Origin of the sequence: Martinezella lusitana (assembly GCF_016901135.1) — a bacterium.
GTDB lineage: Bacteria > Pseudomonadota > Alphaproteobacteria > Rhizobiales > Rhizobiaceae > Rhizobium > Rhizobium lusitanum_D.
In genome coordinates, this window is record NZ_JAFEVL010000045.1 from 529,927 (window position 1) to 553,510 (window position 23,584).

A 23,584-nucleotide genomic window follows, 5' to 3' on the forward strand; every position below is an offset into this window, starting at 1 on the left:
GCCCCTTTTCCTCAATTAAAGATCGGGGTCTCCCCCGCACGACTGCCGCACGACGAGTTCGCAGGGCAATGTTCTGATCCCCGGTTCGACGGCGCGTCCCTCCGCCAGCGCCAGAACCGTCAGCCCGGCCTCTCTGCCGAGCGCCTTGAGATTCATGTCGACTGTCGTCAGCGGCGGTCGCGTTTGCGCAGCAACAATCTCCCAATTGTCGAAGCCGACCACCGAGACATCCTCCGGCACCCGCACGCTGCGTTCGCGCAGCGCGTCCACGACCGCGCGGGCGATCTGGTCGTTGCCGCAGAAAATACCGTCCGGCTTTGCGCCGGCCGTGCTCCACAGTTGTGCCACCGCCTCATGGCCCCACGCCTCCGACCAGGTGCCGTACATGACCGGCAGTGCGTCGCCGGCAAGCTCGCGATAGGCTCGGGCACGCTCGCGTACCGAGACGAAGCTCTCCGGGCCGGTCACATGGGCGATCCGGTGGCGGCCGAGACCCTGCAGCCACTCGACGGCAAGGGCCGCGCCCTGAAAATCGTCGGCGCAGAAGGTGACGCTATCAGGCGCACCCTCGGTAAAGGCATAGACGACGGGCACGGGCAGGTTGGAAAGATCCACCGGCAGGCGGCGGTCGATCCGCTTTCCCGAGGCGATGATGCCATCGACGTGCTTGTCCAGCATGGCGTCCACATGAACCTTTCCGAGCGCCGGATCGTCCTCGATCGTACAGAGGAAGACCGAAACCCCATGATCGACGAGTGCTTCCGTGATGCCGGCCATAACAGGCAGCGTGAAGCGGCCATATGTATCGTTGGTCAGAAGACCGATCGTGAAGGTGCGATTGCTGAGCAGCCCCTTGGCCAGCGCGTTCGGACGGAAGCCGATCTCGGCAGCGATGCGCTTGACCCGCTCCCGGGTGTCGTCACCCATGCGGCCGGTATTGTTCAAGGCTTTCGATGCCGTGGAAATGCTCACGCCCGCAGCCGCCGCAACATCGTGAATCGTGGCCCGACCGCTTCTCGCACGCTGATTTTCCAGATGTTTTCTCCCATTCGACTTTTCATGAGAAAAGCTTTTCTCACTATGAGAGTCAAGATGAGAAAAGCTTTTCTCAAATATTTTTGAGCACAGCGGTTCATGGCGCTCGAAGCGCGAGTAGATCACGCCGCGGCGATTGCGCAGGGGCGAATTTGGGAGGGTTTACGATCGAAGGCAGATCAATAAAAAAGGCGGCAGCCGACCCTCGGCAAGGGTTCGACTGCCGCATGCATCAAGGCTACAAAGGCGCTAGCCGATCGTCATCAGGCTCGCATTGCCGCCGGCGGCGGCCGTGTTGATCGAGGTCGTCACTTCCTCCAATAGCCAGCTCAGGCAATAGGCGTCCGTGCTGTTGGCGATTTCCTCGCTCGATGCGCCCTGCGTCAGCACCAGCGGGCCGGGCAGTGTGGCGATCGTCTTGACGGCCTGTGCGATGCGCTCGGCATTACCTTCGATCAGAGCGCCGGCGAAAGGTCCGTCCGTAGCCCAGTCTTTCGTCCAGGAGATGCGGCTTGCGACAGCGGCCGGCAGGTTCTGAAGCTCGTCCTGCAGGCCGGATGCGGCGTCGACGGCGATCGAATTGCCTGTCGCAAGCGCGGCGGTGATCTGGACATGCAGGCCAAGTGCGGTCTGCGGCACGAGCAGGATCCTGCCGCGCGGATGCAGCGCATAGAGGTTCAATTCGCCGACGGGGCCTGTCAGCTCGGCGTTGAAGCCCAATGACGATTGGCCGGCGACGGTGCGCGCCTGCTTTGCTGCCTCTGCTGCTCCCTTGCTCTCGAGCCAGGCGAGATACTGCTTTGCTGCCGGATCGGCTTGTACAGTGGCGTCGCGCAGTGGCTCTGTCGAAGAGGCGACCAGCCTGCGCAGATACATCGGTCCACCGGCTTTGGGTCCTGTACCGGAAAGGCCGCGGCCGCCGAAGGGCTGGACACCGACAACGGCGCCGATGATGTTGCGGTTGACGTAGAGATTGCCCGCCCGCACGCGCCCGGTGACATGGGCAATCATGTCGTCGAGCCTGGTGTGCAGACCGAAGGTCAGGCCGTAGCCGGATGCGTTGACATCGTCGATCAGCTTGTCGAGCCCCTTGCGCTTGTAGCGAATGATGTGGAGGACAGGTCCGAACACTTCTTTCTTGAGATCGCTTAGCTTCTTCAGCTCGATGATCGTCGGGGCAACGAACGTACCCTTGGCAGCACTTGCGGGAAGATCGAGTTGCTCGACGGCGCAGCCGAGCTTGCGCATGCGTTCGATATGCTCGTCGATGCCGCGTTTGGCGCTGTCGTCGATGACAGGGCCGATATCGATGGCAAGCCGGTCGGTTCGGCCGACGGACAGTTCGCGAAGCGCGCCCCGCAGCATGGTCAGCGTGCGATCAGCAATTTCGTCTTGCAGGCAGAGGACCCGCAGAGCCGAGCAGCGCTGTCCGGCGCTGTCGAAGGCCGAGGCGATGACGTCGCCGACCACCTGTTCGGCGAGCGCCGAGGAGTCGACGATCATGCCGTTCTGGCCACCGGTCTCGGCGATCAAGGGAATGGGCTTGTTGAATTTCGACAGCCGTTCGGAAAGCTGTGCTTGAATGAGCCGGGCCACTTCCGTCGAGCCGGTGAACATGACGCCAGCAGTCTCCGGCGCGCCGACGAGGGCTGAACCCATCCTGCCGCTGCCCGGCGCGAATTGAAGAACGTCACGCGGAATGCCGGCTTCGTGCAGGAGGCGGATTCCCTGGGCCGCAATCAGTGGTGTGTTACCGGCCGGCTTGGCGACGACCGGATTGCCGGCGACCAGTGCTGCGGCAACCTGGCCGGTGAAGATCGCCAGCGGGAAGTTCCAGGGGCTGATGCAGACGACCGGGCCGAGCGGGACGCTGTCGGGCTTCAACACCTTGCGCGCCTGCGCGGCGTAATAGCGAAGGAAGTCGATGGCTTCCCTGACTTCGCCGACAGCATTGGCTGCCGACTTGCCTGCCTCGCGGATCGCCAAGCCCACAAGCAAGGGCATCTCGCCCTGCATCAGCTCGGCGGCACGCTCCAGCATCGTCGCGCGCGCATCCGGGCTGACGGCCGCCCATGAGGCAGCAGCGCCGGCTGCAAGGCGCATCACCTCGGCTGCGTCATCCAGGCCGAGCTCGGTGACGTGACCGACAGTGTCGGCATGGTCGGCAGGGTTCAGGATCGCGCGCGTCTCGCCTCGTTCTGAGCCATCGGCAAGCAAAGGCTTGGCCACCCACTCTCTGACAGCTGACGCCAGCAGCTGCCCGGACAGATCGGAAAGCGCTGTTTCATTCGACAGGTCTATGCCGACAGAATTCTTCCGAGCACCTTCAAACAGGTCGGCGGGGAGGACGATCCTCTCGTGCTGGACGCCCATGATGGCCATTGCGCGCACGCGTTCGACAGGATCGGCGATCAGCTCGGACACCGGAACGGCGGGATCGGCGATCTTGTTGACGAAGGAGGAGTTAGCGCCGTTTTCCAGCAGGCGCCGGACAAGGTAGGCGAGCAGCGTTTCATGCGTGCCGACGGGCGCGTAGATCCTGCAGGGGCGGCCGAGGTTTTCGGGGCCGACCACTTCCTCATAGAGCGGCTCGCCCATGCCATGCAGGCATTGGAATTCATATTTGCCGACGGAGAAATCGCTTCCGGCCATCTGATAGATCGTGGCCAGCGTCTGCGCATTATGCGTGGCGAACTGCGGGAAGACCACATCGGTTGCCGCGAGCAGCTTCTTGGCGCAGGCGACGTAGGAGACGTCCGTGTAGATCTTGCGGGTATAGACCGGGAAGCCTTCGAGGCCATCCAGTTGGGCCCGCTTGATCTCGGCGTCCCAATAGGCGCCCTTGACGAGGCGCACCATCAGCCGGTGTCCGGAGCGGCGGGCAAGATCGATGATGAAATCGAGGACGAAGGGGCAGCGCTTGCCATAGGCCTGCACGACGAAGCCCATTCCATCCCAGCCAACAAGATCGGGATCGAGGCAAAGCGCCTCCAGCAGATCGAGCGACAGCTCCAGCCGGTCGGCCTCTTCGGCATCGATGTTCAAGCCGATATTGTATCGCTTGGAGAGAAGGGCGAGCGCTTTCACCTTCGGCAGCAGCTCGCCCATGACCCTGTCGACTTGCGAACGCGAATAGCGGGGATGCAGGGCTGAAAGCTTGATGGAGATGCCCGGGCCTTCGTAAATGCCGCGGCCGGCCGACGCCTTGCCGATCGCCTGGATCGCGGCTTCATAGTCGCGATAGTAGCGTTCCGCATCGGCATGCGTTGTCGCGGCTTCGCCGAGCATGTCGTAGGAATAGCGGAAGCCCTGTGCTTCCAGCGTGCGGGCGCGCCGCAGCGCCTCGTCGATCGTTTCGCCGGTGACGAACTGTTCGCCCATCATGCGCATGGCCATGTCGACGCCGCGTCGGATGACCGGCTCGCCGCAGCGCGCGATCAGCCGCGTCAGCGATGCCGACAGCCCGCCGTCGTTGACTGTCGATGTGAGCTTGCCGGTCACGACCAACCCCCAGGTCGCGGCATTGACGAAAATGGAGCGACCGCCACCCAGATGTGACTTCCAGTTACCCCCGGCGATCTTGTCGCGGATCAGGGCGTCACGTGTTGCGGTATCGGGAATGCGCAACAGCGCTTCGGCAAGGCACATCAGCGCCACGCCTTCCTGGCTGGACAATGAATATTCATGCACCAGACCTTCGACGCCGTCGCCCTTGTGCTTGGCGCGAAGCGCCTCGATCAGTGTCCTCGCCGTCTTCTTCGCAGCTTCGCGGACGGTCTCAGGCAGCGTGGCTGCTTCGACGAGCATGGGCAGGCATTCGGTCTCGGGGCGCCGGTAGGCGGCGGTGATCGCCTTTCGAAGCGCGTTTTGCTGTTGGATAGGCGGCGCGAATTGCGAGAATGGGGCGGTGTCTGGCGATGGTTCTTCAGCGGCGAGTGCGACAGTGGCAGTCATGATAACCTCAAGGTGCAGGGGTCCCGATGGCTCGATGAGCGCAAGCGATTTCGCCTCATGCGGCCCTCCCCGTTGCTTCGGTGCGAACATACTTCATTCCTGGAAAGCATTTCGCCTTGAAACTGCGGCTTTCCAGTCATATTGAACTTCAAATAACTTCATTTCAAATAGGAATGCCTGCGAAGATGATCAAATCCAGTGAAATTGACCAGTTCGATCAAAAGATCCTCGACGCGCTGGTCGAAGACGGCCGTATGTCGATCACCGAGCTTTCCGAGCGTGTCGGTCTTTCCAAGACCCCTTGCCAGGCACGGCTGAAGAAACTGATCGATTCCGGCTATATCGATGGCTTCAAAGCGGTGCTCAATCCGATCAAGCTCGGTCTCGATCATGTCGCCTTTGCCGAAGTGAAACTGACGGATACCCGCGAGGAGGCCTTGCTCAGCTTCAACAATGCCATCAAGAAAATCAAGGAGATTGAGGAGTGCCATATGATCGCCGGCCGCTTCGATTATCTTCTGAAAGTGCGGACGTCAGATATTCGTCGCTACCGTATTGTTTTGGGCGAGAAGATTTCCAGCCTGCCTTTTGTAGCGAGCACATCGACCAATGTGGTGATGCAGTCCGTCAAGGAAAACTGGTCGTAATTCCCGCCGCAATTCCGCTGGTTTCCGCCCCTGCGATCCTGCCTCATCCATCGCAATCCATCTCGCCGGCTAAACAACGATCTAGATTTCGCCATTCGAATCGGATCATTGCGAAGGGCTAAAATTAGTAAGGTGGAGTATGCATGGAAATGAATGCAAGCGACTGCGACCTCATTGAGGTCATGAAGCGGTACTTTGCGGTGAAGGCCGAAGTGGAGGAAGTAAAGTCCCGCCTGGAGGCTGCAAGACGGGACAGCGGCGAGGAGATCGGCGCATTTTACAATCCGCGCACCAATATTGACCACGCCGCCGATATCATCCGTTCGCATGCCCTCAGGCAGGAATTGGCCCGTCTGATGGATTGGGCCGAGGGCTGGGGGCGGCAGAGCTTGATGACGAACGAAGCCTGACGGCCGATTTGGTCGTCAGACTCTATGATGATCAGATCGGATCTTCTCAGCTATCCGATTTCAGTTTGCCCGCCGTCGCCCAGGAATCCTTCGAAACCTCGGTAATGATGATTTCCACCGATTCCGGCGGGCAAACGAGCGTTTCGACGACGACCTTGGTCGCTTCGCGAACGAAGGCACGCTTCTGGTCCTGTGTGCGTCCGGGATGCATTTCCAAGCGTAAGATGGGCATGACGGCTCCTTGATAGAACATGGCCTGATGTTAGGCGCCTTGGACTATCTTGCAAAACCAGAGGTCGATAAATACGCTGTTATTCGTTTCATTCCGAACCTATAGGTATGCAATCGTGGATAAGTTGGCTGGCATGGCGATGTTCGTCAGGGTCGTCGATGAGGGAAGCTTCGCAGCCGCGGCGGAGACCAGCCAGGTATCGGCCACCATGGTCGCCAAGCATATCAGGACGATCGAACAACGCCTCGGCGCACGATTGCTCCATCGCACCACGCGCCGCCACCAGCTGACCGAGGTCGGCAAGCTCTATTATGAGCGATGCAAGACGGTATTGGCAGAGGTCGATCTGGCCGAGGCGTCGGCGTCGGAATTGCAATCGGCGCCGCGGGGCCGGTTGCGGCTTGTCGCGCCTGTCAGTTTCGGGACCCAAAGTCTCGTCCCGGCTCTCGTCGAGTACCTGCGTCAGAATCTCGAAGTCAGCGTCGATCTGGCGCTCGACAACAACCCTCATGATTTGATCGGCGAGGGCTATGAGCTCGGCATTCATATCGGTGCCCTGACGAATACCAATCTGGTCGCACGCCCGCTGAAACCCTATCGCCGGATTCTCGCGGCATCGCCCGACTATCTCGACCGCCGCGGCAGGCCGGAAAGCCCGGAAGAGCTCACCAATCATCTGTGCCTCGGCCATTCCTATTGGCGCACGCAAGGTCGGTGGCATTTGGTCGGCCCCGAGGGTGAAACGCGCGAGATCGCCATCAGCGGCAGGTTCACCACCAACCAGGGCGCGGCGCTTCGCATCGCCGCCCTGCATGGCGCCGGCATCGCTCTGCAGCCGGAGCTGCTCCTGGCCGCCGATCTCGATGCAGGAAGGCTGGAGCCCGTGCTGCCGCAATGGTCGTACAAGCCGACGCCGATGCATCTGGTCTATGCGCCGGATCGCCGTCCCACAGCGATGTTGCGGAGCGCGATCGATTTCCTTGTGGCCCGCTTTGGCTGAAGCCCGAAGCCCTCTTTCGGCGGCGGCGAATCTATGATCAGATCTGATCATGGACTATGGGGGAAGATGGGGGAGACGTGGCGAAAGTTACGCTGAAGGATGTGGCTGCCGCTGCCGGTGTCGGCGCTGCCACGGTAGAGCGGGCGCTAAACGGGCGCGGGAATGTGCTGCCTGAGACGGCGGAGAAAATATTCATTGCAGCCAAGCGGCTTGGCTATCGTGCACCGCCCGCCGGCACAAGGCACGGTCTGGTGCGCATCGAAGTGGTGCTGCTTCGGCCGGAAACCTATTTCTACTCGCGTCTCAATCGCGCTTTCGAACGCATCGCCGCCTTGCTCGACAAGGATATTCTCATCCAGCGGACCTTTGCGCGCGAAAATGACCCGGCCGATTTTTCGCGCCATATCGCCACCCCGCAAGCCCGCCGTTCGGCGCTCATCGTCGTCGCGCCCGATCATCCTGACGTGGTCGGCAGCGTCCGCAAGGCGGCCGCCGGCGGCATCCCTGTCGTGCAGATCATGACGCGGCCGGCACCGGAACTTGCCTATGTCGGCATCGACAACGAGGCGGCCGGACGCACCGCCGCCTTCTACATGGCGCGCATGCAGGCCGGGTGCGCGGGCACCTTCGTCGCACTCTGTCACAGCGGCGCCTACGAGAATCACAAGGCGCGCATCCGCGGCTTTTCCGACTATCTGCTTGCGAATGCGAACCCATCCCATCGCTTTGCCGAGGTCATGTTCGACGAGGATGACGAGATGAAGACGATGGAGCTCTTGTCCAGCGCCCTCGATCGTTATCCCGATATTGCCGGTCTTTACAGCGCCGGCGGCGACAACGCCGCAATCGCGACGGTTCTTCGCCGCCATCGCAAGCAATCGGTTTTCTGGGTCGGTCATGAACTCTCCGATGCGACGCGCAGCTACCTGAAGGAAGGCTTGATGACGATCGTTCTCGATCAGGCTCCGGAAGTGCAGGCTCGGCGCGCCATCGACCTGACGCTGAAGCGCCTCGGCCTGATCGATACCGACATCGATTCCGAGCCGGTACGCTTTCTGACCGTGACGGCGGAAAGCCTTTGAACGGCGTCAGCGCATCGTCAGATCGTTTCGGGACGTCATGCTTGCCGCAATGAGCCAGTCGCGAAAGATTTCTGCTTCAGCGGAAAGGCGGTTGGCTTCGATGAGCCAATAGGATTTGTCAGTATCCGAGGGCGTGTCGAACAGGGTGACCAGCGTTCCATTGGCCAGTTCGTCGGCAATCAGCGCGGTCGGGCAGAGGCCGATGCCCTGGCCGCCGATGACCGATCCGATCATCAGGCTGAAATCGGCGAAGATCGGCCCGGATTTCGGAGCCTTGCGGATACCGGCAAGCGCGAACCAGCGCGCCCAGGAGCTCGTGGTTTCATCATGCAGGAGATCCACGTCGATCAGGTCGGCCGGTACATTGATAGGGTCATGACGAAGCTTGAACTCCGCCGAGCAGGTCGGTCGCGTCTCGCCGCTCAATAGTGCGATGGCTGCCGCTTCCGGCCTCGGCCCATGACGGATCAGCAGATCGACGCTTGCAGCCTCCGGCGTCCTTGCATCGAGCGCATAGACGATGTTGATGCGAATATCCGGATGCTCTCTCCTGAATGCCGGCAACTGCGGGATCAGCCAGCGGGTGGCGACGGACGCGATGCATGCCACGCTGACCGGTCGGTCATGGGCCTCGAGCTTCAATTGCCTGGCGGCGATATCGATATGTCCAAGGCCATTTGCCACCGCCGCCCCGAATTCGCGGCCCGCTGCCGTCAGCGTCACGCCGCGGGCATGACGCATGAACAGCGAAACGCCGAGCCAGTGCTCCATCGACCGCACATGCTGGCTGACGCCGGCCGCTGTCAGATTGAGCTCTGCGGCTGCCCTGACGAAACTCTCATGACGCACGGCCGCCTCGAAGGCGCGAAGGGAGGCAAGGGGGATATGACGCATGTGCCAAGGCTAAGTAAAACTTAGCCAAAGAGCAAGAACAATCGGCGTTGTGCGATGGGCTGATCTCGCTAGAGTGCAGCCCGAATTGTTGCCTCGCCGGCGGAATGAGGCTAGCAAGCGAATCGGTAAAGGATGAAGGATCGTGATGCACAGGACCCTCGACATGCCCGCTCCCTCCGACGCCGAGGAACGGCGCAGCAAGCCGCCGGTTGTCGTCTATCCGAATGAAACGCTGCCGCCGGCCGGTCTGGATGTGCTCTACGCCGCAAGGCAAAGCATGAGCAAGGTCGCGGAAATCATCGTGCCGCCGCGCGAAGCCGGTAGCTTTCGTGTGCCGAAAGGGCATTTCTTTCGCATCGTCAGCATGGAGGGTTCGCAGGTCGGCGACCTCAATCTATGGAACGCCGCCGACCTCTCGGAATGCTTCTTCAGCGGCAAGACCCGCGCGCTTCATGCCACGCATGTCGGCGTCGGCGACCGGCTCTGGAGCACTTTGCCCTATCTGCGGCCGATGGCGACGATTACCTATGATACGCTCGGCTGGTATGGCTGGGACGCCGATGGCGCCGGCATCCACGATGTCATCGGCACGCGCTGCGATCCCTATACCAACCGTCTGCTGAAAGGCGACGACTACCACCATTGTTGCCATTCAAACCTGTCGCGAGCGCTCGCCTCTGAAATGAACATTCCTGTCCGGGAGGCGGAAGCCCATGTTCATGACGTGCTTAATGTCTTCATGTGCACGGGTTTTACGCGCGACACACATCAATATTTCATGAAGGCAAGCCCGGTACGTCCGGGCGATTTCATCGAGTTTTTTGCGGAGATCGATCTTGTCGGCGCGCTATCGGCCTGTCCGGGCGGCGATTGCGGCAGCGGCCATTCGAGCGATTTGGCGCCGTGCTATCCGCTTCGCGTGGAGATCTGGCAGCCTGATCCGGAAAGTCTTGCCGGCCGGGCCTTTCCCGAGCGCAGCCCCTATCCGGGAACGCATGGCCTTTAGGTCTGCAAACGGCTTGCATCCGTGAGCCTATAGAAACAGTTTGCCGGCGGTTTCGGCCGCCGGCAATCCAAATTCGTTTATCAAGCCGTCATCAGCCTGGAGCCGATGCTCAGTTGATTGCTTAATTGCAGACGCGGACGCGCTCGTAGTGCCAACCGTCGTCATACTGGTTTTGAACCTCGCGGTTCTCCAACCAGCATCTCGGCGGAGGCGCTGCGTAAACCGGGCCGCTGTTGGCGAGGGCGCCACCGACGATCAGACCGCCGATGAGACCTGCGGCGACGCCGCCGGCGATCGCACCGCCATGGCCATGGTGGTGGCGGCGCCAATCGTCATGGCCACGCCAGTCGCCGCGATAGGGCGGTCTGCCGTCATACTGCTGCGCTTGCGCGAAGCTGACAGGCGCCAATGCGCCGCCTACGACCGTAGCGGCCAGCAAAACCGTAAGAACTGTTTTCTTTATCATGACTACCTCCAAAGCAGTCTTCATGCTCAGCGAATGCGCGAGTCATTTATCTAACGTTCTAAGCATGATTATGTTCAGCTGAACATTTTATGAATATGCCGTTCATCGGCGCCAAAGCCTGGAAAACCAGCCTAGACGCTATGATCTCGCGCTGGATTATTTCGTTGGAAGGCGATCGCGCGTTGCCCTGATCCATTCCAATGTTCGTGATTCGGGATCGGGATTGCGCGTGATGTCGGTGACGACGGCGGCGCTATCCGCGCCGTTTTCGAACACGCCGGCAATGCGCTCCACCGTCAGCCCGCCGATCGCCACAAGCGGTAACTCGCCAACACGAGCCTTCCAGTCGGCGAGGCGATCAAGACCCTGCGGTGCCCAAGCCATGGCCTTGAGCACTGTAGGATAGATCGGACCGAGCGCGATATAGTCGGGACCAGCCGCAAGTGCTGTCGCCAGTTCCGCCTCGTCATGCGTCGAAAGCCCCAGTTTCAGACCTGCGGCGTGAATTGCATTGAGATCGGCGGTTGCCAGATCCTCTTGACCGAGATGGATGAAATCGCAGCCTTCCTCGATGGCGAGTTGCCAATAGTCGTTGACAATCAATTGGCATCCATGCGCTGAGCAGACAGCCCTTGCCCGCTGGATGTCGGCGCGTATCTCCGCCGGCAGACGATCCTTTATGCGCAGTTGCACCAGCTTGACGCCGAGCGGCACCAGCCTTTCGATCCAGGCGGCACTGTCGACGATCAAGTAGAAGGGATCGAGCGTCACGCGAAAACCGCCTTTCCGATCACGGGCGTCGACGGCACCGCCATGTCGCGCGGCTCCAGCATGCCCGCGCCGAATGCCTGCCTGCCGGCATCGATCGCCTTCGCAAAGGCTTCCGCCATCGCAGTGGGATCGCCGGCGCCGGCAACGGCGGTGTTCAGCAGCACGGCATCGAAGCCGAGTTCCATGACGATGGCAGCGTGCGAGGGCCGGCCGATGCCGGCGTCCACGATCAAGGGCACGTCGGGAAAATGCGCCCGCATCGAGCGAAGGGCGGAAAGATTGAGCGGCCCCGCCGCGGTTCCGATCGGCGCGCACCAGGGCATCAGCACCTTGCATCCGGCTTCGAGCAGCCGTTCGGCCACCACCAGATCGTCCGTCGTATAGGGAAAGACCTCGAAACCTTCGCCGGTAAGAATGCGCGCTGCTTCGACGAGCGCAAACACATCCGGCTGCAGCGTGTCGTGATTGCCGATCACCTCCAGCTTGATCCAGCTGGTCTGAAATACCTCACGCGCCATTTTCGCGGTCAGCACGGCCTCTGACACACCATGGCAACCGGCCGTATTGGGAAGAACGCGAATGCCGAGCCCACGGATCATGTCGAAGAAGGCGCCGCCATTGCGCCCGCCGGCCGTTTCGCGGCGCAGTGACACGGTGACGATCTCGGTCCCCGAACGCTTGACCGCTTCTGCGAGGACGGCGGGCGAGGGATAGCGCGCTGTGCCGAGAAGAAGGCGTGATTCTATTGGGGTTCCATAAAGATCAAGCATGGTTCAGCCTCCCTGCATCGGCGTCAGGATCTCGATCCTGTCGTTGTCATCCAGTGCATGGTCATGGCGGTCCTCGCGATGGACGAGTTCGCCGTTGACGGCGGTCGCCAGCCAGTCGCCCTCATAGTCGAGCGCGGCCAGAAGCTGCGAAAGTGTGGCTGCGGCGATCGTCTGGGCTTCGCCATTGATGATCAGGCGCATCGGGAGCTCCTTTGCTTTGTCTGTTCGGAAAGGACGAGATCGGCAGCCTCGGCTGCCATTGCCGGGGCCAGCAGGAAACCGTGGCGATAAAAACCGTTGATCACGACGACCTTGCCTTCCCGCGTCACACGCGGAAGATTGTCGGGGAAGGCGGGGCGGATACCGGCGCCGGTTTCGATGACGGAGGCGTCCGCAAAGGCAGGGTGCAGCGCGTAGGCGGCATTCAGCAGCTCAATCAGCGAGCGCGCGCTGATCGGCCCATTAAATTCGGTCTCGATCATGGTCGCGCCGACCATGAAAAGGCCGTTGCCGCGAGGAACGATATAGACAGGAAAGCGTGGATGCAGCAGTCGCACGGGCCGGGCGAGCGCGACTTCTTCCGTGCGCAGATAGAGCATTTCGCCGCGTACGCCGCGCAGGTCCGGGGTGTGCCCGATACGGGCGGCGCCCGTGCAATCGACGATCTCGGAGAAATCGTCTTCGTTCACATCGTCACAGGTAAAGACAGCGCCCTTTGCCAGCAATCCTTCTTTCAACGAGTGCAACGCCTGGCGCGGATCGAGATGGGCTTCCTCAGGAAAGAACAACCCGTGTCTGAAACGTCCGGCAAGGGCAGGCTCGAGTGTCGTGATATCGCTCTCCTCCACCCAGCGATAACCGGCCGTGCGGCTGGCGAATCGCTTTAGTTCGCCGTGATCGCGTGTCGGCGCGACGACGAGCGTTCCGTTGCGCACGATTTTACCCGGCAGGATCGCATCCCATCGGTCGGCGGCATCGAGGCCGAGCGTGAGCACAGCCGCATCGGCGCTTTCCCGTTCGCACCATGGCGCCAGCATGCCGCCAGCGAGCCATGAGGCGGCGTGATCGAAGTTCGGACGTGGATCCAGGACCGTTACTTCTGCGCCACGAGCATTCAGCTCGTGCGCGACCGTGAGGCCGGCGACGCCGGCCCCTTTGACAAGGACGCGCATCTTATTCGGCCGGATGCACTGGGTTATCGATCGGCATATAGAGATCGCCGCCTTCGCGATATTTTGCCGCCATCGCGTCCAGCCCCTCCTTCTGCGCCTCGGCGCGGATGTCGTGCGAGATCCGCATCGAGCAGAATTTCGGGCCGCACATCGAGCAGAAATGCGCCACTTTGTGAGCCTCTTTCGGCAGGGTCTCGTCGTGGAAACTGCGGGCGGTGTCTGGATCGAGCGAAAGGTTGAACTGGTCTTCCCAACGGAATTCGAATCGGGCCCGCGACAGGGCGTCGTCGCGCAGCTGGGCGGCCGGATGTCCCTTGGCAAGATCGGCGGCGTGTGCGGCGATCTTGTAAGTGATGACGCCGGTCTTGACGTCGTTGCGATCCGGCAAGCCGAGATGCTCCTTCGGCGTGACGTAGCAGAGCATCGCCGTGCCGAACCAGCCGATCATGGCAGCGCCTATCCCCGAGGTGATGTGGTCGTAACCTGGCGCGATATCGGTCGTCAGCGGCCCGAGCGTGTAGAAGGGCGCTTCGCCGCAGACCGCGAGCTGTTTGTCCATATTCGCCTTGATCTTGTGCATCGGCACATGGCCGGGGCCTTCGATCATCACTTGGCAATCCCTGGCCCAGGCGATCTTCGTCAGCTCGCCGAGCGTTTCGAGTTCGGCGAATTGCGCTGAGTCGTTGGCATCGGCGATCGAGCCGGGGCGAAGGCCGTCGCCGAGCGAGAAGGAGACGTCATAAGCCCGGCAGATGTCGCAGATCTCCTCGAAATGCTCGTAGAGGAAGCTCTCGCGGTGATGATGGAGACACCACTTGGCCATGATCGAGCCGCCGCGGGAGACGATGCCGGTGACGCGATTGACTGTGAGCGGGATGTAATGCAGTCGCACGCCGGCATGGATGGTGAAATAGTCGACGCCCTGTTCGGCCTGTTCGATCAGCGTATCGCGATAGACCTCCCAGGTCAGGTTCTCGGCAATGCCTTCGACCTTTTCCAGCGCCTGATAGAGCGGCACGGTGCCGATCGGCAGCGGCGAATTGCGGATGATCCACTCGCGGATATTGTGGATGTTGCGGCCGGTGGAGAGATCCATGACGGTATCGGCACCCCAACGAGCGGCCCAGACCATCTTCTCGACCTCTTCCGCCATCGAGGATGTAACGGCGGAGTTGCCGATATTGGCGTTGATCTTCACCAGAAAATTCCGACCGATGATCATCGGCTCGGCCTCGGGGTGATTGATGTTGGCGGGGATGATCGCCCGGCCGGCGGCGACTTCCTGGCGGACGAATTCCGGCGTCACATGATCGGGAATATGCGCGCCGAAACTCTCGCCGTCGCGGACCAAAGCTTCCGCCTTCGCCTTGCGACCGAGGTTTTCGCGGATGGCAATGAACTCCATCTCCGGCGTGATGATGCCGGCCCGCGCATAGGCGAGCTGGGTGACGGCGTTGCCATCCCTGGCGCGCAGCGGCTGGCGCCGCCCGGGAAATTCGGGGGTCAACCGATCGGCACTGACGAAGTCGTTGTCCTCAGGGCGCACGTGGCGGCCCTCATAGGCTTCGACATCGCCGCGGGTGAGCACCCAGTCGCGACGGAGCTCGGCAAGTCCCTGCTCGATGCGGATATCGGCACCCTCGATCGTGTAGGGGCCAGAGGAATCATAGACGACGACAGGCGGTTCGCCTGCGGTCGGATGGACGCTGATCTTGCGCATCGGCACGCGGATGTCGGGATGGATGTCTCCCGGAATGTAGATCTTCCGGGATGCCGGCAGCGGGCCGGTGGTGACTGTTGGGGTGAGGTTCTTTGCGGCAATGGTCATGGTTTGAGGCTCCAAGTTAGATTTGGAGACCCAGTCAATCAGCCGGAATGATGGAAAGACGCCGGCCATGGATTTCACGCGTGAATCCGAAGCCTTCGAGCGCTTGCACCGTCCCTACGCCAGTATGAACTGGATCAGGTTCAACGGGTCACTGCGCACGCTAGCAGTATCTCAGCCCCTTGCCGGGACCCCCCTGGTGAATATCGGGAGGCTATGCTCTCCCTTCCGCTTCTGTCAACCCCGCGGCCGAGGTCGCTGTCTCTAATCCTCCGCCGGCCGCCCCGGCGTAAACCCGCCTTAGTAGCGGGGCGTTGTGTTGCCAACGAAGCGATGAGCGCCCGTATGGGTAAGCTTGCTGGCGGTATCGAGCCAGATCTTGCCGCCAAGCGCCCGCCAGCGATGGCAGAAGGCGAAATCCTCGCTCAAGTAGATACCCGTCCCTTCCTCGATCATACATTCGAAGAGAGCGTATTGCGTCGCAGGCGAACGCTTGGTGCCGGGATAGGCATGGATGGCGCTGTAGCGCAGATCGGGATAGGCCGCGGTCATCGTCTCGATGACTTCGCGTTTGATGAGCAGCATGCCGGTGCCTGCATAGATGGCACTGACAAAATCACCATCGCGTTCGCTGCTTTGGCCGACCAGCGGCGTGCCGACATAGTGCAGAGCTGCGGCATTGAGTGATTCGCCGTCGCGCGTGGTTGCTCGCGCCGCGCTATCCCAGTCGTAGTCTTTGATGGGATACATGGCCGCGACAACATCCTTGTCCGCATTCATCAGCCGCATGACCTGCTCGGGCTCGAAACTGATGTCCGCGTCGATGAACAGCATGTGCGTCGCCGCCGTGTCGTTCAGGAAGGAGGATACCAGCGTGTTGCGGCTGCGGGTGATCAGCGCATCATTGCCGAGGAGTGCAAGCGTCAATTGTATGCCGGCTTGCGCGCCGGCCTGCATCAGTGAAAAGATGGATTGCATATAATCCTTGGCAACAAGTCCGCCGAAACAGGGAGTCGCTATGAAGATCAGCCGATTCTCGGTCATTCGCTGTTGGGCCCTTTCCGGTAGCGCGCGAGTCGCAAGAATCTAGGGAGATTCAACATTTCTGTGTGTACCGAATTATTGAATTTTGTTTCTTAGGTGTTTCCGAACGTTGCTGACGGAAACCAGGAAGATTGCCAAGGTCGTGCGAAAATGGCGGTTAGGTCGCGGGGGCTTCTGGATTGGCCACCGATGTCGATGGTGCCGCCGCGCCAGGCCGTGGTCGCTCCCGTCAGACCCCAAAACGCGCTTTTCCGCCATCAATGGACGGGTCCAGCCTGTCTTGCTGCCCGCAGTTGCATTTAAGCAACAGAGGCCAAGACTAACGCTACGGTCGGTTTCACATAATTGACAAACATACGGGCTGTTTGTAAATCAGATGCAGGACATAACTGTCTTACGGTCGAGCATTCGGCCGGATCGGTAGGGGCATTTCATGACCGTTGCCGCGGGGTCAATTATGGAGGTTCGAGGGGACTCAAGCCAACATCAGGTGCGTATTTGCCGGGCTACCTGGTCGCGTTTAGACCGAACCGACTTTCGAGGTGGTATTCCAGCTCTGCACTCGCGGTAAACTAGAAATGCATATTACAACCAGGAGTTTAATATGAACCTGAAAAGTCTTCTTCTCGGCTCGGCTGCTGCGCTGGCAGCAGTATCCGGTGCTCATGCGGCTGACGCTGTCGTCGCTGCTGAACCGGAGCCGCTTGAATACGTCCGCATCTGCGACGCTTACGGTGCTGGCTACTTCTTCATCCCGGGCACGGAAACCTGCCTCAAGATCGGCGGCCGTGTCCGTACCGAAGGCGAGTGGTATGATGCCTACAACCCGAACAGCAAGGTCGGCACGCTGTGGCACACCCGCGCCGAGCTGAACGTCGACACCGCGACCGACACCGAATACGGTCCGCTGAAGACCAACATGGTTCTGCGTTGGGACTGGAACGACGGCGGCTCCACCAGCACGAAGCTGCTGTTCGCCAACATCAGCCTCGGTGGCTTCACCGTTGGTAAGCTCGACTCCCAGTACAACCTGTACGTAGGTTACGCTGGCGACGTCATCAACGACGACGTGATCTATGACGGCCCGTACGAACTCAACCAGTTGACCTATAACTACGACGCAGGCAACGGCTTCACGGCTGTGATCTCCGTCGAAGACAGCAACTCCAGCGGCTCGGGCGCTTCCTACGGCTCCAGCTGGTGGACGGACGACAAGTCCAACCACTACGCTCCTGACGTTGTTGCCGGTGCCGGTTTCAAGTCTGGCGCATGGGGCTTCAAGGTCGTCGGTGGTTATGACTCCATCGTCGAAGAAGGCGCCATCAAGGCTCGTGTCGATGCCGACTTCGGTGTCTTCTCGGCCTTCTTGATGGGTGGCTGGAACACCGACGGCGACAAGCTGAACAAGTATGCCGGCACCAACCTTGATCGTTCTGCTTGCCCCGTTAATGATCCGTCGAAGTGCGGCTGGGGTGACTGGGCACTTTGGGGCGGCGTTGGCGTTCCGATCAACGAAAAGCTGAAGTGGAACCTCCAGCTCGCCTACACCGACTCGAAGATCTTTGCTGCGACCACGAACCTCAAGTTCAACCCAGTTAAGAACTTGCTTATCGAGCCGGAAATCTCCTATACCGATTTTGATTCTGTGAACCAGGATCAGTGGGCTGGTATTCTGCGCTTCGAGCGTAGCTTCTAATCTTAAGTTACCTGGCCTCGTGCCAGGTAATAGAAGCCTGATGTTTCCAATCCGTCGGGCTTCTTACACTGATCGGTTGACCTCCGATCAAAGAGGAAGGATCCGGCTTTCCCTCCGGATCCTTCTTGATTCAAAGAGCCAATGTCGCCATCTCGCGCGTCTTGACCGACGGGAACCAAGTCTTCAGAACCATCTTGATAAACATCTGTCCGCAAGGGACGAGCTGGAAATCGCCCCTGTCGAGCGTCCATTCCGCGATCAATCCGCCGATGACGGCGGTCAGTGCGGAGGCAGCCGTATCCGGCGTCCAGGGCGCGGGTAGCTTCGTGTTCGCATCCATCAAGGTAAATATTCTTGCGAAATGTTGGTGCATATCGTGCCGAAAGGAGCTCGCCTGGCTCGTGGTTCCATCGCAGAACGCCATGTCGAGATGCATCATGACCTTCAGCATGCTGCGTTTGCGCGGATCGTACTGAACATCCTCGAACACCGCTGCGATCGCATCCGCGACAAGATCGAGCGGATTGGGCGGCAGTTCCTTCGACATCCGCTCCGCCAATTCCTGGAATGGTTGCTGCGCCTCATCCCGGATCGCGAACATCAATCCCTGCTTGTTCTTGAAATGCCAGTGAACCGCTCCCCGCGTAACACCGGCTGCTGCCGCTATCTCCTCCAGGCTGACATTTTCGTATCCTTTGTCGAGAAACAGAGCCTTTGCGGAATGTAGTATTTCGCTCCGGGTTTCTGCCGCCTCCTCCTTAGTGCGCCTCATTCGCTTCTCCACATAAGCCGATATTCAAGCTGGGCCCCTTTTTATATGTCGCTCCATCAACGCTGCTTCGGTACTGGTCCCCCCTTATACCAGCAACAGCCACAGCGCAGCAAAGCTTAGATATTCCCTAAAAATCGACGAAGGAAATCGTACTGAGGCGTATTCGTCAAGCTCCTATAAGCCACGCGCAAGTTTCCTTGTGCAGTTTGGACGCGTTGGGAAGTGCAAAATCGAAAAATGTGCAGATGCCGATAGCGCCATGATGGCGATCGCTCGCCTCAAACAACCTTGAATTCATTGCTCCTGGAGACGGCGCGTTTGCCTGATCGAAGGGGCATGGCGAGTTTGATCTCCAGCATTCGGCAATCCCATCCGCCCATATCGATATCGAAGTCACGCCGCCGCGGTCACGCGATCCGGCATGGCATCCTGTTCAAGTCGCGTACGCGTAAAACATCTGAGTCCCTCTCAACGCTCGTATTCGGAGGCCCCATGACGAGCATTACCTCAGTCTTATCAAATAATTACTATCCGTATCGGACATCCCAGTCGACGTCGTCCTCATCAGACGATTCCGTGGCGTCCATACTGTCTGGCAGCTCATCCAGCAGTTCGTCGAGCACGAGCTCGTCGTCATCAGACGACCAATCTCAGGTCACTGCGGCCGAGCAGCTGGTTGCCCAGCTGATGAATATCATCCTCAACATGCAGTCTGGTAACAGCAGTGACAGCTCCACCTCGGACTCGGACAGTGATTCCACCAGTGTGACGCCCAGCACTCAGCAGTCTTCCGCGACCAGCAGCCAGGGCAGCAAACAGAGCGATATGATCAGCGCCATGGATACCAATGGCGATGGCAATATCAGCGAGGCGGAATTCGTTGCCGCTCGTCCGTCCGATGTCAGCGAGGACCAGGCAACGCAGCTGTTCAAAAGCTTCGACACGAGCAATACCGGCTCGCTCACCGAATCGCAAATGGCAACCGCCATGCAGTCGGGCCAGCGGCCGCCTCCGCCACCTTCGGGCGACCAGTCGAGCGACGACCAGCTCTCCAGCATGTTCTCCTCCATGGATACCAATGGCGACGGCAGCGTCAGCGAAACCGAGTTCGTTGCAGCTCGCCCGTCCGACGTGAGCGAGGATCAGGCGACGACGCTGTTCGAAAGTCTCGATACTTCCGGCTCGGGGTCGCTGACGCAGAGCCAGTTCGAATCGGCCATGAAGGCGCAACAGCAGCCACAGATGCCTGATTTCGCCGGTCTCTATGGATCCACTGACCAGGATCAGACGGACGAACTGCTGTCCCTCTGATCGAAAGTGACCCTTCGCATCCGATCATGCGAACGGGCCGGCCGCTTGGACAAGAGACGTTGGGGCCACCATGTCCAAGCGGGCCGGCTTTTAAAGAACTCCCCCTATGAATGCGGCATTCCTGCAGCCCATCCTCTTATGGATGATGGGCTCGACGCAGCTCGATCTCCAATTTTCTGGAAAGCCGCCTTGTTCCCAGTGCTGCTCGCGACACAGCCGGTGCAGCGCTCACAAACCGAAAAGCAAAAATCGATGATATCAGAGCGACGGATTTCGTCGCGCGAGGCGTTCAACTATCGAGAATCCATGCTCGATATCGGAGGGAATGTACGCTGTCGGAGACATTGCGATCGGATGGGCGCCGCACGGCGGGACTGACGGATAGGCAGAGTCCCCTTGTCAAGAGCGGGGGACGGGCGTGCTATGCGATCATCGTACGAAACTGGGACGATGGCGATTGTCGATGAAATGGGATCGCGTGCCCAAGAGTGGCGACCCGGACGAGGATCTGCTCGGCCGCATCGCTGCCGGTGACGTTCCGGCGATGCGCACGATGATAGCGCGGCAACTGCCGCGGATTCTGTCCGTCGCCACCCGCATGCTTGGCGATGCCGCCGAGGCCGAGGATATCGCGCAGGAGACATTCCTGCGCGTGTGGCGGAACGCCGGAGGCTGGCGCCAGCGCGATGCCCTCTTCAGCACCTGGGTCCATCGCGTAGCGATCAACCTCTGCTACGATCACCTGCGTCGGCGCAAGGATGTGTTTGCCGAGCACCCGCCCGACCTCGAATATGAGGGTCCGGCGCCGGATGCCGGCTTGATGAGCGAGGATGACCCATCGCGGCGCGTGGAGCGGGCCATGCAGCTGATTGCTCCCCGGCAGCGCGAGGCGATCGTCCTGGTCTACTATCAGGGGCTGTCGAATGCGGAGGCGGCGGCGATCATGGACGTTAGCGTGGATGCACTGGAAAGCCTGCTTGCGCGTGGAAGGCGCTCCTTGCAGTTGCTGTTATTGAAGGAACAGAGCGATGGCTGAACATATCGCGGGTCCGATGAGTGCCGAGCGGTTTGCTGAAATGGTCGATGCCTATGGCAGCAATATCGGCCGATGGCCACAGCCGGAGCGTGCGGCCGCACGCGACTATGCCAGGAATGCCGAGGCGACCAGCATGCTCGAACGCGCCGCGGACCTCGATTCGCTGCTCGACACATATGTCCTCAAAGCCGGCCACGAAGGCTTGGATGGCCGGATAGTCGCGAAATTTGTCCGCCGCTCGAGGATGAGGAACTGGTTTCGCTTCGGCTCCGCCGGCATCGGTCTTGTCGGCATCGGCATTGCAGGCGCTCTCGCCGGCAGTATCGCCATCGCCATATTGGCGCCGAGCCTGACGTCGGACACCGTCGTCGCATCGGATGGGACCGCCACCATGTTCGGCGATGTCGGGCCGGATGTGGCCATAAAGCAGGACAGCCAATGACAGACCGCAGCTTTCGAATATTGGTCATATCTCTGCTGGTGCTGAACACCTTCCTGATCGGAGCGTTGGCGGGCGGAGGACTGACATGGATCCGCAACTCGCAGGCACGCGCCGCCGTGATGCCTTTGGCAGGCGAGCAACTGCCCTCGTCGCAGAGGAAAGCGCTGCGCGCGGCACTGAACGAAGCGCGCAAGGACCAGCGCCCGACCATTCTCGAGGCGCAGCAGGCGAAGATAGATGCCGCATCCATCCTGGGGCAGCCGACGCTGGATACCGAAGCGTTGTCGGCCGCCTTGGCGAGGGCCCGCAATGCCGACATCGCCCTGCGGACGAAGCTCGAGGAACGCGCCGTCGATTTCGCGGCCACGCTTTCCTATGACGAACGTCGCGCTCTTGCCGAAAGCCTGATCCGCCGCGGCGTTCCCAAAGCCGCCGCCACAAAATGATCACACTTGCCCACCGACGGATCGGAAAGATGCTCGCGTTTAAGGAGCATGTCCGATGCAGGAGTTGGCAGGAACATGGCTCAGCAATCGAATGATGTTTATGCCGCGCTCGCTCTTTCCCGGTTCGGGCTAGGAGCTGATCATAACGGCATCGCGTCGATCCTATCGGATCCGCGCGGCGCGCTGCTTGAAGAGATCACCGAACGCTTCGTCCCGGTTCCGGTCGGGCCGCAATTGCAGTCCACAGCCGATCTTCTCGTCGGCCTCTACGCGTTCCAGGAACAACGCAAGGAAGCCCGTCAGCAGGCTGCGACGGCTGCAGCGCCGCCAGATAAGCCGGCGCAAGCCCCGCAGCAGGGGCCGCACCCCCCCGGCGCGATGAGCGCTCAGCCTGCCGCTCAAGAGATGGCAGGTGCGATCACCAAGGCGGTCGAGAAACTGGAGAAGCCTTCGGTCCCCTATCTTCCGCAGCAGATCCTGCTGGCGGAGGCGGATGCGCGTTTCAACGGCACCATCAGGCAGCCGCTGATCGGTTTCGGCGAACGATTGGCCATGTTCTGGGCAAACCATTTCGCGGTCGCGATCTCCAAGAGCGAGGAATGCCACATTCTTGCCGGTGCTTTCGAGCGGGAGGCCATCCGGCCGCATGTCTTCGGACGGTTCTCGGACATGCTGCTTGCGGTCGAAACCCATCCGGCCATGCTCGGCTATCTCGACAACCAGCAGTCGATCGGGCCGAATTCGAAGGCCAATGGCAACAAGAAGCGTGGCCTCAACGAAAATCTTGCCCGCGAGACTCTGGAACTGCATACGCTCGGCGTCAATGGCGGCTACACCCAGACCGACGTAACGACGCTTGCGAAAATCATCACCGGCTGGACGGTGGCGCGGGCGGAGGGAAAGCTCGGCACGCCCGGAACTTTTGTCTTCAACGCGGGGGCTCACGAGCCCGGCGACCAGACGTTGCTCGGCTTGACCTATGCCGACAACGGCGTCGGGCAGGGGCGGGAGGCGCTGCGTGACCTTGCCCGCCACCCGGCCACCGCGCAGCATATCGCCACCAAGCTCGTTCGGCATTTTATTGCCGACGTGCCGCCGCCGGCACTTGTGCAGACCGTTTCGGCGACCTTCACCAAGACGGATGGTGATCTTTCTGCCGTCTATCGCGCTCTGCTCGGCTCCGAAGAAGCCTGGAACCCGACGCTTGCCAAGGTCCGCTCGCCGCAGGAATTCATGGCCGCGCTTCTGCGGGCAAGCGGCGAGACGCCGAAGCCGAATGTCATTCTCGGTACCCTGACCGCAATGGGCCAGCCGTTTTGGGCTCCGGCCGGCCCGAACGGCTTCGCCGACACTGCCGATGTCTGGGCTTCCAGCGAAAGTCTCAGCATGCGGATGGATGTCGCCAGCATGATCGCCAATGCAGTGCCGCCGCAGGTCGATCCGCGTCGCTTCGTCTCGGACAGTCTCGGCCCGCTTCTCTCTAATGAAACGCTGCAGGCGGTGTCGCGTGCTGAGACCCGCAATCAGGGCTTTGCGATCGCCTATCTTTCCCCCGAATTTCAAAGGCGCTGAC

23 protein-coding genes and 1 riboswitch are annotated in these 23,584 nt (G+C 60.7%); of the genes, 11 read left to right on the top strand and 12 right to left on the bottom strand.

The window, feature by feature from the left end; translation table 11 throughout:
- Positions 1-15 precede the first annotated feature (15 nt).
- Positions 16-1,035: a LacI family DNA-binding transcriptional regulator gene (locus JTP94_RS18305; RefSeq protein WP_204852320.1), complete on the bottom strand. Its 1,020-nt coding sequence runs from the start codon at positions 1,033-1,035 to the stop codon at positions 16-18.
- 249 nt (positions 1,036-1,284) lie between these two features.
- Positions 1,285-4,989, bottom strand: a complete 3,705-nt coding sequence (gene putA, locus JTP94_RS18310) for a trifunctional transcriptional regulator/proline dehydrogenase/L-glutamate gamma-semialdehyde dehydrogenase (protein ID WP_204852321.1) — start codon at positions 4,987-4,989, stop codon at positions 1,285-1,287.
- 185 nt (positions 4,990-5,174) lie between these two features.
- Between putA and JTP94_RS18315 the strand changes: the two genes are divergently transcribed.
- Together JTP94_RS18315 and JTP94_RS18320 are read left to right on the top strand one after the other, a co-directional pair.
- Complete coding sequence (locus JTP94_RS18315) at positions 5,175-5,636, top strand: Lrp/AsnC family transcriptional regulator (RefSeq protein WP_168813940.1); 462 nt, start codon at positions 5,175-5,177, stop codon at positions 5,634-5,636.
- A 143-nt stretch (positions 5,637-5,779) separates the two neighbouring features.
- On the top strand, positions 5,780-6,046 hold the full coding sequence (locus tag JTP94_RS18320; protein ID WP_204851893.1) for a hypothetical protein: 267 nt from the start codon (positions 5,780-5,782) through the stop codon (positions 6,044-6,046).
- A gap of 46 nt (positions 6,047-6,092) precedes the next feature.
- Here the strand turns inward: JTP94_RS18320 and JTP94_RS18325 are convergent, their stop codons facing one another.
- A complete protein-coding gene (locus JTP94_RS18325; protein WP_034507216.1) occupies positions 6,093-6,278 on the bottom strand; it encodes a 4-oxalocrotonate tautomerase in 186 nt (61 codons plus the stop codon).
- Between the two features lie 115 nt (positions 6,279-6,393).
- On the opposite strand from JTP94_RS18325, the gene JTP94_RS18330 reads away from it, so the two are divergent.
- A complete protein-coding gene (locus JTP94_RS18330) occupies positions 6,394-7,278 on the top strand; it encodes a LysR family transcriptional regulator (protein WP_204851894.1) in 885 nt (294 codons plus the stop codon).
- 56 nt (positions 7,279-7,334) lie between these two features.
- Entirely contained in the window at positions 7,335-8,360 is a 1,026-nt protein-coding gene (locus tag JTP94_RS18335; RefSeq protein ID WP_204851895.1) for a LacI family DNA-binding transcriptional regulator, read from the top strand.
- A 6-nt stretch (positions 8,361-8,366) separates the two neighbouring features.
- Here JTP94_RS18335 and JTP94_RS18340 read toward each other — a convergent pair whose 3' ends face one another.
- Positions 8,367-9,254, bottom strand: coding sequence for a LysR substrate-binding domain-containing protein (locus tag JTP94_RS18340; RefSeq protein WP_204851896.1), 888 nt, complete (start codon positions 9,252-9,254; stop codon positions 8,367-8,369).
- 145 nt (positions 9,255-9,399) lie between these two features.
- Here JTP94_RS18340 and JTP94_RS18345 point away from each other — a divergent pair, with 145 nt between their 5' ends.
- Complete coding sequence (locus JTP94_RS18345) at positions 9,400-10,260, top strand: DUF1989 domain-containing protein (protein ID WP_204852322.1); 861 nt, start codon at positions 9,400-9,402, stop codon at positions 10,258-10,260.
- A 121-nt stretch (positions 10,261-10,381) separates the two neighbouring features.
- On the opposite strand, the gene JTP94_RS18350 is transcribed toward JTP94_RS18345, so the two are convergent.
- The 7 genes from JTP94_RS18350 to JTP94_RS18380 all read right to left on the bottom strand — a co-directional run bounded on the left by JTP94_RS18350 (position 10,382) and on the right by JTP94_RS18380 (position 16,308).
- Complete coding sequence (locus JTP94_RS18350; protein WP_204851897.1) at positions 10,382-10,726, bottom strand: hypothetical protein; 345 nt, start codon at positions 10,724-10,726, stop codon at positions 10,382-10,384.
- Positions 10,727-10,882: 156 nt separating this feature from the next.
- Positions 10,883-11,497, bottom strand: coding sequence for a thiamine phosphate synthase (locus JTP94_RS18355; RefSeq protein WP_204851898.1), 615 nt, complete (start codon positions 11,495-11,497; stop codon positions 10,883-10,885).
- A complete protein-coding gene (locus tag JTP94_RS18360; protein ID WP_204851899.1) occupies positions 11,494-12,267 on the bottom strand; it encodes a thiazole synthase in 774 nt (257 codons plus the stop codon). Before JTP94_RS18360 ends, JTP94_RS18355 begins: the two co-directional genes overlap by 4 nt.
- A 3-nt stretch (positions 12,268-12,270) precedes the next feature.
- Positions 12,271-12,468: a sulfur carrier protein ThiS gene (gene thiS, locus JTP94_RS18365; protein WP_204851900.1), complete on the bottom strand. Its 198-nt coding sequence runs from the start codon at positions 12,466-12,468 to the stop codon at positions 12,271-12,273.
- Complete coding sequence (thiO, locus tag JTP94_RS18370; RefSeq protein ID WP_204851901.1) at positions 12,459-13,439, bottom strand: glycine oxidase ThiO; 981 nt, start codon at positions 13,437-13,439, stop codon at positions 12,459-12,461. Before thiO ends, thiS begins: the two co-directional genes overlap by 10 nt.
- A gap of 1 nt (position 13,440) precedes the next feature.
- A complete protein-coding gene (gene thiC, locus JTP94_RS18375) occupies positions 13,441-15,267 on the bottom strand; it encodes a phosphomethylpyrimidine synthase ThiC (RefSeq protein WP_204851902.1) in 1,827 nt (608 codons plus the stop codon).
- A 93-nt stretch (positions 15,268-15,360) separates the two neighbouring features.
- A riboswitch (TPP riboswitch) is annotated at positions 15,361-15,472 on the bottom strand.
- 92 nt (positions 15,473-15,564) lie between these two features.
- Positions 15,565-16,308: a hypothetical protein gene (locus JTP94_RS18380; RefSeq protein WP_204851903.1), complete on the bottom strand. Its 744-nt coding sequence runs from the start codon at positions 16,306-16,308 to the stop codon at positions 15,565-15,567.
- 604 nt (positions 16,309-16,912) lie between these two features.
- Between JTP94_RS18380 and JTP94_RS18385 the strand changes: the two genes are divergently transcribed.
- The gene (locus tag JTP94_RS18385) at positions 16,913-18,004 is read left to right on the top strand and encodes a porin (protein ID WP_034506754.1); all 1,092 of its coding nucleotides are present in this window, start codon (positions 16,913-16,915) and stop codon (positions 18,002-18,004) included.
- A gap of 130 nt (positions 18,005-18,134) precedes the next feature.
- Here JTP94_RS18385 and JTP94_RS18390 read toward each other — a convergent pair whose 3' ends face one another.
- On the bottom strand, positions 18,135-18,776 hold the full coding sequence (locus JTP94_RS18390; protein WP_204851904.1) for a TetR family transcriptional regulator: 642 nt from the start codon (positions 18,774-18,776) through the stop codon (positions 18,135-18,137).
- A gap of 576 nt (positions 18,777-19,352) precedes the next feature.
- On the opposite strand from JTP94_RS18390, the gene JTP94_RS18395 reads away from it, so the two are divergent.
- From JTP94_RS18395 to JTP94_RS18415, 5 genes are all read left to right on the top strand, one after another.
- Positions 19,353-20,087, top strand: coding sequence for an EF-hand domain-containing protein (locus JTP94_RS18395; protein ID WP_271024005.1), 735 nt, complete (start codon positions 19,353-19,355; stop codon positions 20,085-20,087).
- Positions 20,088-20,550: 463 nt separating this feature from the next.
- Positions 20,551-21,123 carry an RNA polymerase sigma factor gene (locus JTP94_RS18400; protein WP_204851906.1) on the top strand — a complete coding sequence of 191 codons (573 nt, stop codon included), beginning with the start codon at positions 20,551-20,553 and terminating at the stop codon, positions 21,121-21,123.
- On the top strand, positions 21,116-21,565 hold the full coding sequence (locus JTP94_RS18405; protein ID WP_204851907.1) for a hypothetical protein: 450 nt from the start codon (positions 21,116-21,118) through the stop codon (positions 21,563-21,565). The genes JTP94_RS18400 and JTP94_RS18405 overlap by 8 nt, the downstream gene beginning before the upstream one ends.
- Positions 21,562-22,011: a periplasmic heavy metal sensor gene (locus tag JTP94_RS18410; RefSeq protein WP_047554785.1), complete on the top strand. Its 450-nt coding sequence runs from the start codon at positions 21,562-21,564 to the stop codon at positions 22,009-22,011. Before JTP94_RS18405 ends, JTP94_RS18410 begins: the two co-directional genes overlap by 4 nt.
- 75 nt (positions 22,012-22,086) lie before the next feature.
- Entirely contained in the window at positions 22,087-23,583 is a 1,497-nt protein-coding gene (locus tag JTP94_RS18415) for a DUF1800 family protein (RefSeq protein WP_204851908.1), read from the top strand.
- Position 23,584 lies beyond the last annotated feature (1 nt).